The following is a 17552-nucleotide window of genomic DNA, read 5'->3' on the forward strand; positions in this document are numbered from 1 at the left end:
AATAAGCCTTTGATGAAAAGGGTTTGGGTTCAGGCGGTCGCGGCGTGCGCGGGCGTCGGGTGGTTGTCCTGCACGCCCGCCGCGCGCCGGAAGCAGACCAGCGAGAAATGGCCGAGCGGGGGGAGCGGGCGGCGCTCGATAAGTTCCGCCTGCGGGTTGCGCGCCGCCCAGTCGCCATAGATCGACCATGGGAAATCGGTGCGCCAGCCCAGCCGGCTGGTGATCGGCATCAGCACGCGCTCGATCTTCGCCCGCATCCCCGCCTCCGCACCCAGCCGGGTCGCGATCACGATCATGCCGCCGGGCCGCACCACGCGCAGGAATTCGCTCAGTGCGCGGTCGGGATGCGGCACTGCCGACACGACATATTGCGCGACGACCACGTCGAACGACGCATCGGCGAAGTCCAGCGCCTCGGCATCGCCGATCGCGATCCGTTCGACATGGTTCAGCTTTAGCCGGCGAACCCGGTCGCGCGCCTTGTCGAGCATCTGGTCGGCGATATCGATGCCGGTGATCCGGCTGTCGGCACGGTAATGCGGCAGCGAGATGCCGGTGCCGACGCCGACCTCGAGGATGCGACCGCCGACCGTTTCGGCGGCATCGATCGCGGCACGACGCCCGCGCTTGAACACCGGACCGAAGACCAGATCGTAGATCGGTGCCCAGCGATCATAGGCGGTCGCCACGCCGAGGCGGTTCAGTTCCTGAGCCAATCCGAGAGTTTCCTTGTCCAGTGCCGCACCGGGCTTGTCTGGCCCGATAAGATGACGTGCGTCGATGACACGCCAATGTCGCGGACGTGTCAGCAAGGTTTCAGTTTGATGGAACTCGCCGTCACACGCGCGAAATACAATTGTCGCGCGGCATCGCTACAGCGACATCATCGCAGGGACGCAAGTCCCGTCCACTGGCGTGGAGAAGTACGATGACGACGGCATCTGTATCCCGGACCAATCGGCATAATTCATCGGCCGCGACCGTGAAGTCCCTCGCGCGCAAGATTCCCGACTGGATCAACGACCCGCAAAGCTATCGTGCCGAGGGTCCGAAAAAGTCCTATCGCACCGTCTTCATCTCCGACGTCCATCTCGGCACGCCGGGATGCAGTGCGACGCAACTGGTCGACTTCCTCCATTCGTTCGAATGCGAGACGCTGTATCTGGTCGGCGACATCGTCGATGGCTGGCAGATCCGGCGCGGCTGGTACTGGCCGTCGAGCCATAACGACGTGATCCGATCGATCCTGAAGTTCGCGCGGCGCGGCACCCGCGTCATCTACATCCCCGGCAATCATGACGAGGCGTTTCGCGACTATACCGGTCTCGAATTCGGCGGCGTCGAAATGGTCGAGGAGGATATCCACGAAACCGCCGATGGCCGCCACCTGCTGGTGCTGCACGGCGACAAGTTCGACGGCGTGGTGCTCTATGCCAAGTGGCTCGCCTTTCTCGGCGACCATGCCTACACCGCGCTGCTGAAGGCCAACAGCGTCTGGAACTTCGCGCGGCGCAAGCTCGGCCTCCCCTATTGGTCGCTGTCAGCCTATGCCAAGCACCGGGTCAAGAACGCGGTCAATTTCATCGGCCGGTTCGAGGAAACCGTCGCCCATGCCGCCGCCGAACATGGCGTCGACGGCGTGGTGTGCGGCCATATCCACACCGCCGAAATCCGCCAGATCGGCGACATCATGTATTATAACGACGGCGACTGGGTGGAGAGCTGCACCGCGCTGGTCGAGGACCATCAAGGGGCACTGTCGCTGATCGACTGGCGTGCCGAGACGTGGGAACGGGAACTGGCAAGGTCGAACGGCAAGGCCGTCGATGCCGGCCGGGCGGTCGCCACCGCGTGAGGATCGCCATCGTCAGCGATGCGTGGAGCCCGCAGGTCAACGGCGTCGTCCGCACGCTGCAAACGACGATCTCTCGTCTGCAACACCGCGGCCATGTGGTCGAAACCTTCACCCCCGACGGTTTCGCCTCCCGGCCATGCCCCGGCTATCCCGAGATCCGGCTGGCGTTCGGCTGCGGTTCCGAGCTCGGCCGTCGGATGGCCGCCTTTCACCCCGACGCGATCCATATCGCGACCGAAGGACCGCTCGGCTGGGCTGCACGGCGCTGGTGCCGGGGGCGGGGGGCGCGCTTCACGACCTCTTTCCACACCAATTTCGCCGACTATCTGGCGATGCGCACGCACCTGCCCGCCGGGCTGTTCTGGCCGTTCCTGCGCCGTTTCCATGCCGCCGCCAGCGGGGTGATGACCGCGACCGCGCGCGTCGCCGGCGCGCTCCACGACCACGGCATCGCCCATACCCGGCGCTGGTCGCGCGGGGTCGACCTGTCGCTGTTCAAGCCCGATGGCGCGCAGCTCGACGTGGCGACGCTACCGCGCCCGATCCTGCTCCATGTCGGGCGCATCGCCATCGAAAAGAATATCGAGGCGTTCCTCGCGCTCGATACGCCGGGCACCAAGCTGCTGGTGGGCGACGGCCCGGCGCGCGCCGATCTGGAGCGGCGCTATCCGCTGGCGCAATTCGTTGGGGTGAAGCAGGGCGCGGCGCTCGCCGCTGCCTATCGCGCTGCCGATGTGCTGGTCTTTCCCAGCCGCACCGACACGTTCGGCCTCGTCATGATCGAGGCGCTGGCCTGCGGCACGCCGGTTGCCGCCTATCCGGTGCCGGGGCCACTCGACGTGATCGGGCTGGACGGCACGGGCGGCGGCAGCGGACGCGTCGGCGCGCTCGACGCCGATCTGGCAGCGGCGGTCGAACAGGCGATCATTGCTGACCGCGACGCCTGCGTCCGTGTCGGCACCGGCTATTGCTGGTCGCACTGCACCGACCAGTTCGTCGGCAATTTGGTCGATGCCGGCCTGACGACAGATGGTGCGGCGGTGGCTGCGTAGCGAAGAGCGTTCCTCCGCACCGGGTTCCCGGCCGCACCCGTCACCCCTGATCGCCGACGAACCGCTTGGGTCCGGGGTGACGAACGGCCGGTTCAGCCCCGTGCGCCGGCGATCATCTTCGCGGCTATATGCCGCACGGCCCCGTCATTCTTGTCGCCGCCCGGGCTCGGGTCGCCCAGCTTGTCGAGGCTGGCCTCCAGCGAATCGAGCAGGCCGGGATGCTGTTCCTCGACATAGCGCATCGTCCAGAACAGCAGATGCTCGACCGCGATCTCGCGGTGGCGGGTTTCGGTGATCGCGTCGGGCATGGGAATTCCTTTCGGGGCGTCCAATGCCCGGACGCGGGCGGGCGTTCCCTTCGGTACGCCCGATCCGGCCTTGGAGTCCGTTTGGAAACTCGCGGAAGGGCGAGTTTCAAGGCGGTGCCGGCCCGCTCCCCCGCCCGGCCACCCACAGGGTACACTCAATGGGTGGTCGGGCGGGGGAGCGGACCGGCACCACAAAACGCGCAACCGCGCGTTTTCAAACAGCCTCTCAGAACACCGCCTTCACCAACTGCGCAAAGGCATCGGCACGGTGGCTGATCGAATGCTTGTGATCGGGATCGATCTCGCCATAGCTCTGGTTCATGCCGTCCTGAACGAACATCGGGTCATAGCCGAAGCCATGTTCCCCACGCGGCGGCCAGACCAGCTTGCCGTCGACGCGCCCTTCGAACCATTCGACATGACCATCGGGCCATGCGAGCGCGAGCGCGCAGACGAAGTGCGCCGCGCGGCTGTGATCCGGGCCGGTCGCCTGCATCCGGTCCTCGACCAGCCGCATCGCCGCGGTGAAGTCCTTGGACGCCCCGGCCCAGCGGGCCGAAAAGATGCCCGGCTCGCCGTTCAATGCCTCGACGCACAGCCCGCTGTCATCGGCCAGTGCCGGCAGGCCCGACAGGTCGGCGGCCTGCAACGCCTTCAGCTCGGCATTGGCGACGAAGGTCGTGCCGGTCTCTTCCGGTTCGGGCAGGTCGAGCTCGCCCGCCGAGATCGGGGTGACGCCATATGGCCCGAGCAGCGCCGCGATCTCGCGGATCTTGCCGGGATTATGGCTGGCGATCACCAGCTTGCCCGGTTGTAACTTGCGGATCGCCTGTGGCTCCTTGCCCTCGCCACTCATCGGCCGGTCGCCCGCAGCTGTTCGGCGAAGATGCGACCGCAGCCGATGCGGGCGAGGCGCAGCAGACGCAACAGCGCCTCCTCGTCATAGCATGCGCCCTCGGCGGTGGCCTGTACCTCGGCGATGTTGTTATCGCTGGTGAGCACGAAATTGGCATCGGCATCGGCGGCCGAATCCTCGATATAGTCGAGGTCGAGCACCGGCGTACCCTGATGGATGCCGCAGCTGACCGCCGCGACCTGCCGGCTGATCGGATCGACCTCCAGCTTGCCTTCGCGCATTAGCCCGTCGACCGCGAGCCGCAGCGCGACCCACGCGCCGGAGATCGACGCGGTGCGGGTGCCGCCATCAGCCTGGATCACGTCGCAATCGAGCGTGATCTGCCGCTCGCCCAGCGCCTTCAGGTCGACCACTGCCCGAAGGGAGCGCCCGATCAGCCGCTGGATTTCCTGCGTACGGCCCGACTGCTTGCCTTTGGCCGCCTCACGGCTGCTGCGGGTATGGGTGGCGCGGGGGAGCATCCCATATTCCGCCGTCACCCAGCCTTCGCCCTTGCCGCGCAGCCATGGCGGCAGGCGTTCCTCAAGCGATGCGGTGACCAGCACCTTGGTATCGCCGAATCCGATCAGGCACGATCCTTCGGCATGGCGGGTGAAGTTCGTCTGGATCGTGATGCTGCGCATTTCGTCGGGGGCGCGGCCGGATGGGCGCATGGGAATCTCCTGAAATTTCGTGAAGTCCTAGCCGTCCGTTCATCGCCGCGCCAGTCGCCGCGCGGTACGCCGCTGTGACGGGTCCGGAACGACGGGTCCGCAACAGGGAGCCACTTCATGAAGATCATTGCCTTGGGACTGCTGCCGATACTCGGCGGCTGCGTCATGGCGGTCGGCAATACGACCACCGAAGGCGCGCCGGTCGCGATCGAGCGCGAGACGATCACCTATGAGACATCGCCGTGCTTCGGCACCTGCCCAGTCTATTCGGTGACCATTCAGCCCGACGGTTCGGGGGTGTTCGAGGGGCGGCGCTTTACGGCGGTCACCGGTACGCGCGTGTTCCGCGCGACGCCGGCGCAATATCGGGCGTTCGCCGCCAAGATACGCCCCTATCGTCCAGCGCAGGGCGACCGGCTGCTGCAACCGGGCCAGCCGGGATGCGAGAATGCGCCGACCGACATGCCCTCGGTCGATATCCGCTGGAACGAGATCAGCGGCGCGTCGCAGCGGCTATCCTATTATTTCGGCTGCGGCGCGGCGGATGACGGCCGGACCGGCGCGGCGCTGCGGGGGGCGGTGAAGGAATTGCCGATCACAAGCTTCATCGCCGCCAACTAACTCCTCCCCGGCACGGGGAGGGGGACCATGCACAGCATGGTGGAGGGGGGTGTCGGCACACGGCACGGCTGCGTTGCACGACCAACCCCTCCACCACCGCTTCGCGGCGGTCCCCTTCTCCGCGAGCGGGGAGGATTTGGGTTCCGCAAAGCGTCGCGCCACCCTACATTCCCCCCATGGCCCAACCGATCCGTGAATTGACCGACCGCGCCCGCGACGTGTTTCGGATCGTGGTCGACAGCTATCTGTCGACCGGTGCGCCGGTCGGGTCGCGGACCATCGCGCAACTGTCCGGCCTGAACCTCTCGCCCGCATCGATCCGCGGGGTAATGCAGGATCTGGAGGAAGCCGGCCTGCTCGCCGCACCGCATGTCAGCGCCGGGCGGATGCCGACCGAAACGGGTCTCCGCCTGTTCGTCGACGGCATGATGCACGCGATGGAGCCCTCCGCGCAGGAACGCGCGACGATCGAGGCGCAGGCCGATACCGCCGGCCCGGTCGAGGAGGCACTGGCCGGCACCGCCGCTGCCTTGTCCGGCCTGTCCGCCAGTGCCGGCGTGGTGCTGGTCCCCAAGCGCGAACCGGTGCTCAAACAGGTGTCGTTCGTGCCGCTGTCGGGCACCCGCGCGCTGGCGGTGCTGGTCGGGGCCGACGGATCGGTCGAGAACCGCGTCCTCGATGTCGCGACCGGGACCAGCGTCACTGCCCTGGTCGAGGCGGGCAATTACCTGACGGCGCGGCTGTCCGGCCTGACCTTGAGCGAGGCCCGCGCGCGCATCCTGCGCGAGATCGGGCAGGAACGTGCCGAACTCGATACGACCGCCCGCGCGCTGGTCGAGGCTGGTCTGGCGATGTGGAGCGAGGATGGCGGGCATCGCCCGGTGCTGATCGTGCGCGGACAGGCCCGGCTGATCGATCCCGCCGCCGCCCATGATCTCGACCGCGTGCGGCAGTTGCTCGACGAACTGGAGGGCAAGGAAGAGATCGCCCGCCTGCTCGAATCGGCACAGGACGGCGATGCCGCGCGCATCTTCATCGGATCGGAAAACAAATTGTTCGCATTGACCGGATCGTCGGTCATCGCCAAGCCGGTCCGCGCGCTGGACGGGCGCGTGGTCGGCGTCGTCGGCGTGATCGGGCCTGTCCGGTTGAACTATGCGCGCGTCGTGCCCATGGTGGATTTCACCGCCGCGACCCTGACGCGGCTGCTCGGCTGACAGGACAAGAAGAGACCGGAATGAACGACACTCCCGCCAACGACGATACGAACGACCTGCGCGAAGCCACCGCCGAGGCCGCGCCCGAAGTCGCCGAAGCGGATCGCCTCGCCGACCTCGAAGCGAAGCTGGCCGATTCGCAGGCCGAAACCCTGTACGCCCGTGCCGATCTGCAGAATGTGCGCCGCCGCGCCGAAAAGGAAGTGGCCGACGCCCGCGCCTATGCCGCGACGGCGTTCTCGCGCGACATCCTGTCGGTGGCCGATAATCTGTCGCGCGCGCTGTCGGCGATCCCCGACGACCTGCGCGGCGACGACCGGCTGAAGGGCCTGATCGTCGGCCTCGAAGCGACCGGGCGCGAGCTGGAAAGCATCTTCGGTCGCCATGGCATCACCAAGATGGTGGCAGTCGGCGAAGCGCTGGACCCCAACAAGCATCAGGCGATGTTCGAGGTGCCGTCGAACGACGTCGCACCGGGCACCGTCGTGCAGGAAATCCAGACCGGTTACATGATCCGCGACCGGTTGCTGCGGCCGGCGCTGGTCGGCGTGGCCAAGACGCCGGAGGGCGGGGCCTGAGCGACACGGTTCGGCCCGACCTCGCCACGCCGCCCCGGTTCGAACGGATCGTCCACCCGGAGGCGATCGTCGAGCCGGCGGTGCTGGCGGCGTCGCTCGCGGCACTCTGCACAGGCGGTCAGGACGGCACGGCACTGCGTCGTGCCGCGACCGCCGTGCTGCGCGACGCGATGGTGCGTGGCCGGGCGGAGATCGAACGGCGGCTGAATGCCAACCCCAGCCACGGGCTGGAGACGTCCGCCGCCTATGCGTATCTGACCGATGCGATCCTCGTCGCGCTCACCGGCTTCATCGTCGAACACGTCCACCCGAACCATAATCCGACCGCGGCCGAACGGATGACGCTGATCGCGGTCGGCGGCTATGGCCGGGGGGAAATGGCCCCGCATTCGGACGTCGATATCGGCGTGCTGACGCCGTGGAAGCAGACGCCATGGTCCGAACAGATCATCGAATCGATCCTCTACGCGCTGTGGGATCTGGGGCTGAAGGTCGGCCATTCGTCGCGTTCGCTCGACGAAATGGTGCGGCAGGCGAAGGGCGACGTCACGATCCGCACCGCGCTCGTCGAGGCGCGCTATGTGTGGGGCGATACGACGCTCTATGCCGAGGCGGCGCAGCGCTTCAAGAACGAGGTGCAGGACGGGACCGCGCGCACCTTCATCGCCGAAAAACTGGCCGAGCGCGATGCCCGGCACAAGCGGATGGGCGATACCCGCTATGTCGTCGAACCCAATGTGAAGGAGGGGAAGGGGGGGCTGCGCGACCTGCACGCCCTCTTCTGGATCGGCAAATACGCCTATAACGTCCGCCGCGCCGCCGATCTGGTGCGGGTCGGCCTGCTGAGTGCGCCCGAATTGCGCAAGTTCAACCGGGCCGAGGATTTTCTGTGGGCGGTGCGCTGTCACCTCCATCTCATCACCGGCCGTGCCGAGGAACGGCTGACGTTCGACGTGCAGACCGAGATCGCGACACGGATGCGCTACAGCGACCGGGTCGGCAAATCGCGCGTCGAACGCTTCATGCAATATTATTTCCTGCAGGCGAAGCGGGTCGGCGACCTGACGGGTATGTTCCTCAGCCATCTCGACGAAACCTATGCCGCGCGGGGCAGCCGGTTCGGTTTCCCGCGCCTGCGGCGGCGGCCGCGGCGGTTGAACGGCTTCGTGCTCGACCGCGGGCGTCTCGCGCTGCCCAAGGACGATTTCTTCGCGCAGGACCCCGTCCGGTTGATCGAAATCTTCGCGCTTGCCGATCTGCACGGGCTGGAAATCCATCCGCTGGCAATGCGCGCGGCCTCACGTGACGCGCGCATGGCGGCGCATGTTCGTTCGCACCCCCGCGCCAACCAGCTGTTCCTCGACGTGCTGACGTCCCCGCGCGATCCCGAGCTGGTGCTGCGCTGGATGAACGAATGCGGCGTGTTCGGCCGCTTCATTCCCGATTTCGGCCGCATCGTCGCGCAGATGCAGTTCGACATGTACCACCATTACACCGTCGACGAGCACACGATCCGCATGATCGGCCTGTTGTCGCAGGTCGAACGCGGCATCTGTCGTGAGGAGCATCCGCTGTCGACCGCCCTGTTCGGCGGCATCGTCCAGCGGCGCGCGCTGTTCGTCGCGGTGCTGTGCCACGACATTGCCAAGGGGCGTGGCGGCGACCATTCGATCCTCGGTGCCGAAGTCGCCGAACGACTTTGCCCCCGGCTGGGCCTGACCCCGGCCGAGACCGAGACGGTGGCATGGCTGGTCCGCTATCACCTGTTGATGTCGGCAACGGCGTTCAAGCGTGACCTTAGTGACTTTAAGACGATCCTCGACTTCACCAGCGTCGTGCAATCGCCGCAGCGGCTGCGCATGCTGCTGGTCCTGACCGTCGTCGATATCCGCGCAGTCGGTCCCGGAACGTGGAACGGGTGGAAACGGCAGTTGCTGACCACCTTGTTCGAAACCGCCGAGGAGGTGCTGCGCCTGGGCCACAAGCAGCGCGGACGTGACGAACGCATCGCCGAAAAGCAGGAACGGCTGCGTGAGACGCTGGGTTGGGACAAGGATACGCTGGCGGCCTATGTCCGGCACCTGCCGCCCGCCTATTGGATCGCCGAGCCCGACGACGTGATCGCCGCCAATGCGCGGATGGTCGATCAGGCGGGCGACGTGCGCCTGACGATCGAAACCAGCGTCGACGAGGATCGCGGCGCGACCGTCGTCACGGTCCATGCCGCCGATCATCCGGGGCTGTTCTACCGCATCGCCGGGGCGATCCACGCGGCGGGCGGCAACATCATCGATGCGCGCATCCATACGACCCGTACCGGCATGGCGCTCGACAATTTCCTCGTCCAGAATCCGCTCGGCGGTCCGTTCGACGAAGCGGGGCAGTTGCAGCGGCTGAAGACCACCATCGCCGACGCGCTCGCCAACCGGATGAAGCTGACCGACCGGTTGGCCGCCAAGCCGTTGTCCCGCCCGCGCGCCGATGCCTTCCCGATCGAGCCGAACGTCCTGATCGACAATGCCGCGTCGAATCGCTTCACCGTGATCGAGGTCAATGCCCGCGACCGGCCCGCGCTGCTCCACCATCTGGCGCAGGCGCTGTTCCAGTCGAAGGTGACGCTGCACTCCGCCCACGTTGCCACCTATGGCGAACGCGCGGTCGACACCTTCTACGTCACCGACCTGACCGGCGACCGCATCACCGGCCAGTTGCGGCTGAAGTCGCTCGAACGACGGATGCTCGACGCGGCGGCAGGCAAGGATTTCAGCGCCTTCGCGTAATCCCTTGCGAATCGATAGGGATTGCAGCAGGATCGGGTTATGGACCTGATCCTGCTGGCCGTACTGGTCATCGCCGTGCTGCTGATCGCCCTCGTCGCGATCGCATCGCACCGTCGCAAGCTCCGCCATGCCGGGGCAGATGACGGGGGAGACCTCATTTTCGGATGGTTCGACGGGGCCAGCACGTCGGCGGACTGCGGCAGCGACGGTGGTGGCTGCGACGGTGGGGGTGGCGGCGGCGATTGAGCGGCGATGCCGGTTCGCCCAGTCGGCAGACTGCAGGAAGTGTGAATGCTCTGGACTGGGGGCGGCAGAGTCCGGCCTCGGTTTACGGAAGCGCGTACTTGCCTCGATGCCCGACTGCCATCGGTAAGGAACAGCAATGATCCCGATCGGTCGGCAAAGTACCAGACGACCGTACTTTCCCGGCGGATGAACGCATCCTATCCGGCGGGACATGGAAAGCGGTAATGATCTGGCCAAGCTGACCGAGCGGGAAAAGGTCTGTCTGAGGCAATGGCTCCAGCACAAGTCTGCCAAGGAGATCGCCGTCGATCTGGGCATTTCGCATCACGCGGTCGAAAAGCGGCTGAAAATGGCGCGCCTGAAACTGGGTGTCGCATCCTCCTTGCAAGCCGCGCAGATGCTCGACGCGGCAGAAGGGTACCAGCAAGCCGTACCCCAGACGCCGGCCCTCGCGTCCAGTGCTGGTGGAGGTCAATCGACGTTCATTCGTCCATTGGTATTGGGAGCAATCGCTATGAGCCTTATCGCGGCAACCCTGCTGGCACTTATGTGGCAGCCTTTGGAACGATCTACTCCTGCCGCCGGGGATCAACGGCTCATTCGAGAGTATGACCAGCAACTCGACGCAGTACTGAACGCGTTGCTCACTGCCGCCGAGATTGCGCCAGACGGCGAAATCATTCTCCGAAATCCGGTGGCCGACGAGCGTTTCATCCGGTTTGGCAGCGGTTATTATTGGCAAATCAGCGGAACCGGACAGGAAGATTTCCGGTCGCGCTCGCTGGCAGGGCGCACACTTGTGCCGAAGGTTGATACCCCATCGACGGCAGCACTTTCCTATGAGTCCAACCAATTTCCGAATGAGCCGCTGCGGGTCGTCGAGCGTACGGTCCGGCTGACGGGCAGCGACGTCGAGTGGCGCTTCATGGTCGCGCGGTCCTGTCGCGAATTATGTCGATGACTCTTTGAGCCGATCAAACCGCGCGCGGGCGTTCGGGCCTTCCCCAAGCGCTCCCATGCAAACCAGCGCAACCCGACAAACGGAAAAGCCGCCACGTCCACGCAAAGACATGGCGGCTGTTCAATATCGCACGTCGGACGAACCGGCGCTTATTTCGGCGACAACACCATCAGCATCTGTCGGCCTTCCATGCGCGGATAGGCTTCGACCTTGGCGATTTCCTGCGTCGCTTCGGCGACACGCTGCAATACCGCCATGCCGAGCTGGCCGTGGCTCAGCTCGCGCCCGCGGAAGCGCATCGTGACCTTCACCTTGTCGCCTTCGGTGATGAACTGCTCGACCTTCTTCATCTTCGTATCATAATCATGATCGTCGATGTTCGGACGCATTTTGATCTCCTTGATCTCCTGCGTCTTCTGGGTCTTGCGCGCGAGGTTCGCCTTCTTCTGCGCCTCGTACTTGAACTTGCCCACGTCGAGGAACTTCGCGACGGGCGGGTCGGCGTTCGGCGACACCTCGACCAGATCGAGTCCGACCTCCTGCGCCTGCGCCATCGCTTCGCGCGTGAACATCACACCCAGATTCTCGCCCTCATGGTCGATCACGCGGACCTTCGGCGACTGGATGAACTCGTTGAATCGGGGGCCGTTCATCGGCGGCGGCGCATTCGGGCGACGCATCATGGGCGGACGGATAGGTGCTGCTCCTTCAGTGTTCGAAACTTCTATATAGTCAATTCTGCACGATTACGAAAGGTTCCGCGCAAGATCGGGTGCCAGCGATTCCGACGACAGCATTGCGACCAGTTCGTCGAGCGTGATGACCGACTGTCCCTGACTGCCCAGACGGCGCAGCGCGACGGTGCGTTCCTCCGCCTCGCGCTTGCCGACCACGACCAGCGCCGGGACCTTGGCGAGCGAGTGTTCGCGCACCTTGTAGTTGATCTTCTCGTTGCGCAGGTCGGTTTCCACCCGGATACCCGCCGCCTTCAGCGCCGCCGCGACCTCGTCGGCATAGTCGTCGGCATCGGACACGATCGTCGCGACCACCGCCTGCACCGGCGACAGCCACATCGGCATGCGGCCCGCATGATGCTCGATCAGGATGCCGAGAAAGCGTTCGAACGTGCCGAGGATCGCCCGGTGCAGCATCACCGGGCGGTGGCGATTGCCGTCCTCGCCGACATAGGTCGCGTCGAGTCGTTCGGGCAGCACCCGGTCCGACTGGATTGTGCCGACCTGCCATGTCCGCCCGATCGCGTCGGTCAGGTGAAATTCGAGCTTGGGCGCATAGAAGGCCCCTTCGCCTGGCAGTTCCTCGAATTTCGCCTTGATGTCCTCGGACAGGTTCGACGACAGCACCGCCTCGCGCAGTTCCGCCTCGGCCGTGTCCCACATCGCATCCGACCCGAAGCGCTTCTCCGGGCGCAGCGCCAGCTTCACTGCATAATCGGTGAAGCCCAGATCGCGATAGACCGAGTCGAGCAGTTCGCAGAAGTCGCGAACCTCCTGCACCAGCTGATCCTCGCGGCAGAAGATGTGCGCGTCGTCCTGCGTGAACTGGCGGACGCGCATGATGCCGTGCAGCGCGCCATGCGGTTCGTTGCGGTGGCAGCAGCCGAATTCGGCCATGCGGATCGGCAGGTCGCGATACGACTTGATCCCCTGACGAAAGATCAGGACGTGCGCCGGGCAGTTCATCGGCTTCAACGCCATCATGTCGGCATCGGCGCTGACGATCGCGCCCTCGTCCTCGGTATTCGGGATTTCGTCGGGCACCACGAACATATTCTCGCGATACTTGCCCCAATGGCCCGACTGTTCCCATTGCCGCGCGTCCATCAGCTGCGGCGTCTTCACTTCCTGATAGTCGGTCGCGTCAAGCCGGCGGCGCATATACGCCTCCAGCTGCCGCCACATCATATACCCCTTGGGGTGCCAGAAGACCGAGCCCTGCGCTTCGGACTGGAGGTGGAACAGGTCCATCTCCGCGCCCAGCTTGCGATGGTCGCGCTTGGCGGCCTCCTCCAGCCGGGTCAGATGCGCGTCGAGCTGCTTCTTCGACAGCCATCCGGTGCCGTAGATACGGCTAAGCATCGCGTTCTTCTGGTCGCCGCGCCAATAGGCACCCGACACGCGGGTCAGTTTGAACGCCTGCGGATCGAGCTTCGCCGTCGATTCGAGGTGCGGCCCGCGGCACATGTCGAGCCACTGGCCCTGCCGGTAGATGGTCAGCTCTTCACCCTCGGGCAGTTCGGCGGCCCACTCCGCCTTGAAGGTCTCGCCCTGCTGCGTCCAGCGGTCGATCAGCTGCTGGCGGGTCACGACCTCGCGCTCGAACTTCTCGCCCTTCGCGATGATCTTGCGCATCTCTGCCTCGATCAGTGGTAGATCCTCGTCGGTGAAAGGCCCACGGCCCGGCGCGGGCGCGAAGTCGTAATAGAAGCCGTCGTCGGTCGCCGGACCGAAGGTAATTTGCGTACCCGGATACAGCGTCTGCACCGCTTCGGCGAGGACGTGCGCGAAGTCGTGGCGATGCAGTTCGAGCGCATCGGCCTCGTCCTTCGTCGTCACCAGCGCCAGCGACGCATCGCCGTCGAACGGTCGGTTCAGGTCGCGCACCTGCCCGTCGACCCGCGCGGCGATCGCCGCCTTGCGCAGACCCGGCGAGATCGCGGCGGCGATGTCGGCCGGCGTAGTGCCCGGCGTCACCTCACGGACGGCACCGTCGGGGAGGGTGATGCGGAACAATGCGGACATGCGAAGCGACCTGACATGCGAGGGAGATAAACGCCTGCCGACTAGCCGCTGGGGGCGGGGAGAGCAAGGACACGCGCGCTGCCACTCGCCCGCACCGTCCTTCCGGCGAAGGCCGGAATGGCGGCAAGCGTCAGGGGATCACTCCACCGCCGCGCCCGCGTCGGTATAGGTGATCCGGATGCGGACCCAACTGCCGATCAGCGGCCGCCCGCCGACGCGCGGCGGCAGGATGCGGAACTGCCACGCCGCCTGGCGCACCGCGCCGGCCAGGCCCGATCCCCGCGCCGACTGGCCGATTTCGCGGCAATCGGTCACCTGATTGTTGGGAATGGTCCGGCACGCGACCTCGCCCCAGCCCGGTTGCGCGCGGCGGGGCAGATAGGTCGCCAGCTCGGTATGGGTCGGGCGGCGGTACCAGTCGGCGGCGTAAAGGCGCTCGCCGCCACCGCTGCCGCCGCCGGTATCGGCCTCCGCATCGCCGTCGCCGCTGTCACTCGTCGCACTGCCGGTGCCGACCCCCTCCGCGCTGCGGGTGCCGGGGGTGATGGCGGCCCGTGCGAACTCGCGGCCGGTCATCGGAATGACCTTTGACCAGACGTCGGACGAACGGTCGGCGGGGACCGGCGGGGGCGGCGGAACCTCGGGCGGCGGTGACACCGTCGCGGTGGGCGGGGCGCTCGCGGCGCTGCCGGCGGCGGCCTTGCGCTGAACCTGTTTGGCCGGGGCGGCGGCGGGCGCGACCCGGTCGGCGGGCAGCATGTCGACGACCAGCGGCGATTTTTCACCCGGCGGCGGCGACATCATCGTGGGGGCGATGCGCAGCAACAGCAACAGGATCAGCACATGGATCGCGACGACCAGCACCAGCGTCGTCAGGCGCCGCGACAGCGGCGACGGGCTTTGCGCGGAGAACCGTTGTTGAATCACCTGCGTCGCCACGCCGAAGCCCCTAGCGCAGCCGAAGCGCAAGGGCGACGGGAAAGAACGCGTATTGCCGGCCAACCGACAAACGGCGCGCGTGGCGCGAGAGATTGTCGAGCGTCGTCCTGTATAGCGGTCATCATCGCCGTACCCATCTTCTCGCAGAGAACATCACCGTCATATAAAGATATCTTTATATCGTCATTGACAGCCCTAGCCCGATGGTGTTGAACGCCCATGTCGAGGTTCCCCATCCCAGGCGTGGCGATGGGGCTAAGACGGGAAGCCGGTGGTGTCCTTCGGGGCAGAATCCGGCGCTGCCCCCGCAACTGTAAGCGGCGAGCGGCGGCTCCATTTCGTGTCACTGGGTTCCCGCAAGGAGCCTGGGAAGGCCGGAGCCACCGCAGTGACCCGTGAGCCAGGAGACCTGCCTTTCGACGCCATAACGTTCCTCGGACGGGGGTTCCTCCGGTGGATCGCGCTTGATGCGACGGTCCGTGGCGTGATGCCTTCCCGGCCCGTCCGTACCCTGCGCGCTTTCGCCAGACCTCCCGCCCGCAAAGCTTGGGTGAGTCATGACGAATAGCGGCTTCACGTTTGCGCTCAGCAGCTTGTCCTTCGACGAGGAATATCGTCCGGCCGACAACACGCGCATCACCACCAACTTCGCCAATCTCGCACGGGGGACAAGCCGGCAGGAAAATCTGCGCAACACGCTGGCGATGATCGACCATCGCTTCAACGCGCTGATGCACTGGGACAATCCTACGGGGGATCGCTACGCGCTGGAGCTGACGATCGTCTCGGCCGCGCTTCGGACCGGCAAGGACGCCGAACCCTTCCCGCTGATCGAGATCCTGCACACGGTCGTTATCGACCGGACCCGCGGCGAGCGGACCGACGGCATGGTCGGCAACAATTTCTCCTCCTATGTCCGGGACTATGACTTCAGCGTCGTCCTGCCGGATCACTTCAAGGCCGGGGGCAGCGGCGCGCCGGAGGGGTTTGGCGACCTGCACGGCAATCTGTTCAAGCAGTTCCTCGGTTCCGGCGCCTATCGCGACCGTTTCCGCAAGGCCCCGGTCATCTGCCTGAGCGTGTCGAGCAAGGAAGTCTATCACCGGACCGCCAACACGCATCCGATCCTCGGCGTCGAATATCGCACCGACCGTTCCTCCGCGACCGACGCCTATTTCGCGAAGATGGGCATGACGGTGCGCTACTTCATGCCGCCGCACGGCGTCGCGCCGCTGGCCTTCTATCATATCGGCGATCTGGTCAGCGAGTACACCAACCTCGAACTGGCCAGCACCATCGCCACGATGGAGACCTTCCAGAAGATCTATCGGCCGGAGATCTACAACGCCAATTCGGTAGCCGCCGAGCACTATCGGCCGAGCCTGACCTATCAGGACTATTCGCTGACCCGCATCCTCTATGATCGCGAGGAGCGCAGCCGGCTCGCCGCCCGGCAGGGCAAGTTTGCCGAGGAGCATGTCATCAAGCCGCATGGCGCCGCGCTCCGGCGCTGGTCCGCGACCTGCGGCCTGTGATTCCCAGCTACACGGAGGATTTTGCATCATGACGACCCTGTTGCCGACGACCACCGCGGGCAGCCTGCCCAAGCCTTCCTGGCTCGCCCGGCCCGAGACCCTGTGGTCACCGTGGAAACTGGAGGGCGACGAACTGATCGCGGGCAAGCAGGACGCCTTGCGTCTGGCGGTCGACGATCAGCGGCAGGCGGGGATCGACATTCTCGGTGACGGCGAACAGACCCGCCAGCATTTCGTCACGACCTTCATCGAGCATCTGGACGGCGTCGATTTCGAGAAGCGCGAGACGGTACGCATCCGCAACCGCTACGACGCCAGCGTGCCGACGGTCGTCGGCGCCGTCTCGCGGCCGAAGCCGGTCTTCGTCGACGACGCCCGTTTCCTGCGCGCCCAGACCGAACAGCCGATCAAATGGACGCTGCCGGGACCGATGACGATGATCGACACCCTGTACGACGCGCACTATCGGAGTCGCGCGAAACTGGCGTGGGAATTCGCCTGCCTCCTCAACGAGGAAGCCCGCGAGCTGGAGGCGGCCGGCGTCGATATCATCCAGTTCGACGAACCCGCGTTCAACGTCTTCTTCGACGAAGCCAATGACTGGGGCATCGCCGCGCTGGAGCGCGCGGCCGAAGGACTGAAGGCTGAAACCGCCGTTCACATCTGCTACGGCTATGGCATCAAGGCGAATACCGACTGGAAGAAGACGCTCGGCTCCGAATGGCGCCAGTATGAGGAAACCTTCCCCAACCTGCAAAAGTCGACGATCGATATCATTTCGCTCGAATGCCAGAATTCGCGCGTGCCGATGGACCTGATCGAACTGATCCGCGGCAAGAAGGTAATGGTCGGCGCGATCGACGTCGCCACCGACACCGTCGAGACGCCCGAGCAGGTCGCCGACACGCTGCGCAACGCACTGCGCTTCGTCGACGCCGACAAGCTTCTGCCCGCCACCAATTGCGGTATGGCACCGCTGTCGCGTGACGTCGCACGGGGCAAACTGAAGGCACTGGGTGCCGGTGCGGAAATCATCCGCAAGGAATTGGCGGCTTGACCGGGAATAGGCGACGGGGGCGGTCAATACGGGAGCATTCACGGTAGATGCCATTCTCTAACGGCTGCGGATGAC

At 65.7% G+C, this 17552-nt stretch carries 17 protein-coding genes and 1 riboswitch; of the genes, 10 read left to right on the forward strand and 7 right to left on the reverse strand.

Annotation, left to right across the window (positions count from 1 at the left end; all coding sequences use genetic code 11):
- Nucleotides 1-29: 29 nt before the first annotated feature.
- Nucleotides 30-716, reverse strand: a complete 687-nt coding sequence (locus tag ASE90_RS14905; RefSeq protein WP_082449873.1) for a class I SAM-dependent methyltransferase — start codon at nucleotides 714-716, stop codon at nucleotides 30-32.
- Between the two features lie 266 nt (nucleotides 717-982).
- On the opposite strand from ASE90_RS14905, the gene ASE90_RS14910 reads away from it, so the two are divergent.
- Nucleotides 983-1855, forward strand: coding sequence for a UDP-2,3-diacylglucosamine diphosphatase (locus ASE90_RS14910; protein ID WP_056002465.1), 873 nt, complete (start codon nucleotides 983-985; stop codon nucleotides 1853-1855).
- Nucleotides 1852-2907, forward strand: a complete 1056-nt coding sequence (locus ASE90_RS14915; protein ID WP_056002468.1) for a glycosyltransferase family 4 protein — start codon at nucleotides 1852-1854, stop codon at nucleotides 2905-2907. The genes ASE90_RS14910 and ASE90_RS14915 overlap by 4 nt, the downstream gene beginning before the upstream one ends.
- 92 nt (nucleotides 2908-2999) lie before the next feature.
- Here ASE90_RS14915 and ASE90_RS14920 read toward each other — a convergent pair whose 3' ends face one another.
- From ASE90_RS14920 to rph, 3 genes are all read right to left on the reverse strand, one after another.
- Entirely contained in the window at nucleotides 3000-3215 is a 216-nt protein-coding gene (locus ASE90_RS14920) for a hypothetical protein (protein ID WP_056002471.1), read from the reverse strand.
- Nucleotides 3216-3441: 226 nt separating this feature from the next.
- Nucleotides 3442-4071 (reverse strand): RdgB/HAM1 family non-canonical purine NTP pyrophosphatase, encoded by a 630-nt coding sequence (rdgB, locus tag ASE90_RS14925; RefSeq protein ID WP_056002474.1) that lies wholly within the window; start codon nucleotides 4069-4071, stop codon nucleotides 3442-3444.
- Entirely contained in the window at nucleotides 4068-4784 is a 717-nt protein-coding gene (gene rph / locus ASE90_RS14930) for a ribonuclease PH (RefSeq protein WP_056002477.1), read from the reverse strand. The genes rdgB and rph overlap by 4 nt, the downstream gene beginning before the upstream one ends.
- 117 nt (nucleotides 4785-4901) lie before the next feature.
- Here rph and ASE90_RS14935 point away from each other — a divergent pair, with 117 nt between their 5' ends.
- The 6 genes from ASE90_RS14935 (at nucleotide 4902) to ASE90_RS20225 (ending at nucleotide 11187) form a co-directional block, all read left to right on the forward strand.
- Complete coding sequence (locus ASE90_RS14935) at nucleotides 4902-5405, forward strand: DUF6438 domain-containing protein (protein ID WP_056002481.1); 504 nt, start codon at nucleotides 4902-4904, stop codon at nucleotides 5403-5405.
- A 176-nt stretch (nucleotides 5406-5581) separates the two neighbouring features.
- Nucleotides 5582-6622 carry a heat-inducible transcriptional repressor HrcA gene (gene hrcA / locus ASE90_RS14940; protein WP_056002483.1) on the forward strand — a complete coding sequence of 347 codons (1041 nt, stop codon included), beginning with the start codon at nucleotides 5582-5584 and terminating at the stop codon, nucleotides 6620-6622.
- Between the two features lie 20 nt (nucleotides 6623-6642).
- Nucleotides 6643-7200: a nucleotide exchange factor GrpE gene (locus ASE90_RS14945; protein WP_056002486.1), complete on the forward strand. Its 558-nt coding sequence runs from the start codon at nucleotides 6643-6645 to the stop codon at nucleotides 7198-7200.
- Nucleotides 7201-7280: 80 nt separating this feature from the next.
- Nucleotides 7281-9980, forward strand: coding sequence for a [protein-PII] uridylyltransferase (locus ASE90_RS14950; RefSeq protein WP_235531850.1), 2700 nt, complete (start codon nucleotides 7281-7283; stop codon nucleotides 9978-9980).
- A gap of 39 nt (nucleotides 9981-10019) precedes the next feature.
- A complete protein-coding gene (locus ASE90_RS14955) occupies nucleotides 10020-10226 on the forward strand; it encodes a hypothetical protein (protein ID WP_056002492.1) in 207 nt (68 codons plus the stop codon).
- Nucleotides 10227-10437: 211 nt separating this feature from the next.
- Nucleotides 10438-11187, forward strand: coding sequence for a helix-turn-helix domain-containing protein (locus ASE90_RS20225; RefSeq protein ID WP_056002496.1), 750 nt, complete (start codon nucleotides 10438-10440; stop codon nucleotides 11185-11187).
- A 149-nt stretch (nucleotides 11188-11336) separates the two neighbouring features.
- Here ASE90_RS20225 and infC read toward each other — a convergent pair whose 3' ends face one another.
- From infC to ASE90_RS14975, 3 genes are all read right to left on the reverse strand, one after another.
- Nucleotides 11337-11870 carry a translation initiation factor IF-3 gene (infC, locus tag ASE90_RS14965; RefSeq protein ID WP_055758887.1) on the reverse strand — a complete coding sequence of 178 codons (534 nt, stop codon included), beginning with the start codon at nucleotides 11868-11870 and terminating at the stop codon, nucleotides 11337-11339.
- 63 nt (nucleotides 11871-11933) lie between these two features.
- Entirely contained in the window at nucleotides 11934-13946 is a 2013-nt protein-coding gene (gene thrS / locus ASE90_RS14970) for a threonine--tRNA ligase (RefSeq protein WP_056002500.1), read from the reverse strand.
- A gap of 138 nt (nucleotides 13947-14084) precedes the next feature.
- The gene (locus tag ASE90_RS14975) at nucleotides 14085-14885 is read right to left on the reverse strand and encodes a hypothetical protein (RefSeq protein ID WP_056002503.1); all 801 of its coding nucleotides are present in this window, start codon (nucleotides 14883-14885) and stop codon (nucleotides 14085-14087) included.
- Between the two features lie 208 nt (nucleotides 14886-15093).
- Nucleotides 15094-15317, forward strand: a riboswitch (cobalamin riboswitch).
- A gap of 125 nt (nucleotides 15318-15442) precedes the next feature.
- Between ASE90_RS14975 and ASE90_RS14980 the strand changes: the two genes are divergently transcribed.
- Nucleotides 15443-16420, forward strand: a complete 978-nt coding sequence (locus ASE90_RS14980) for a putative oxygenase MesX (protein ID WP_056002506.1) — start codon at nucleotides 15443-15445, stop codon at nucleotides 16418-16420.
- Between the two features lie 28 nt (nucleotides 16421-16448).
- Nucleotides 16449-17477, forward strand: a complete 1029-nt coding sequence (locus ASE90_RS14985; protein ID WP_056002511.1) for a methionine synthase — start codon at nucleotides 16449-16451, stop codon at nucleotides 17475-17477.
- The last annotated feature ends 75 nt before the right edge of the window (nucleotides 17478-17552 follow it).

Origin of the sequence: Sphingomonas sp. Leaf67 (assembly GCF_001421965.1) — a bacterium.
GTDB lineage: Bacteria > Pseudomonadota > Alphaproteobacteria > Sphingomonadales > Sphingomonadaceae > Sphingomonas.

Bases quoted from the DNA above. Each gene is read 5' to 3' on its own strand.
- infC (WP_055758887.1), bottom strand. From the start codon at position 11,870: ATGATGCGTCGCCCGAATGCGCCGCCGCCGATGAACGGCCCCCGATTC.
- rdgB (WP_056002474.1), bottom strand. From the start codon at position 4,071: ATGAGTGGCGAGGGCAAGGAGCCACAGGCGATCCGCAAGTTACAACCG.
- ASE90_RS14945 (WP_056002486.1), top strand. From the start codon at position 6,643: ATGAACGACACTCCCGCCAACGACGATACGAACGACCTGCGCGAAGCC.
- ASE90_RS14955 (WP_056002492.1), top strand. From the start codon at position 10,020: ATGGACCTGATCCTGCTGGCCGTACTGGTCATCGCCGTGCTGCTGATC.
- ASE90_RS14935 (WP_056002481.1), top strand. From the start codon at position 4,902: ATGAAGATCATTGCCTTGGGACTGCTGCCGATACTCGGCGGCTGCGTC.
- hrcA (WP_056002483.1), top strand. From the start codon at position 5,582: ATGGCCCAACCGATCCGTGAATTGACCGACCGCGCCCGCGACGTGTTT.
- thrS (WP_056002500.1), bottom strand. From the start codon at position 13,946: ATGTCCGCATTGTTCCGCATCACCCTCCCCGACGGTGCCGTCCGTGAG.
- ASE90_RS20225 (WP_056002496.1), top strand. From the start codon at position 10,438: ATGGAAAGCGGTAATGATCTGGCCAAGCTGACCGAGCGGGAAAAGGTC.
- ASE90_RS14980 (WP_056002506.1), top strand. From the start codon at position 15,443: ATGACGAATAGCGGCTTCACGTTTGCGCTCAGCAGCTTGTCCTTCGAC.
- ASE90_RS14985 (WP_056002511.1), top strand. From the start codon at position 16,449: ATGACGACCCTGTTGCCGACGACCACCGCGGGCAGCCTGCCCAAGCCT.
- ASE90_RS14920 (WP_056002471.1), bottom strand. From the start codon at position 3,215: ATGCCCGACGCGATCACCGAAACCCGCCACCGCGAGATCGCGGTCGAG.
- rph (WP_056002477.1), bottom strand. From the start codon at position 4,784: ATGCGCCCATCCGGCCGCGCCCCCGACGAAATGCGCAGCATCACGATC.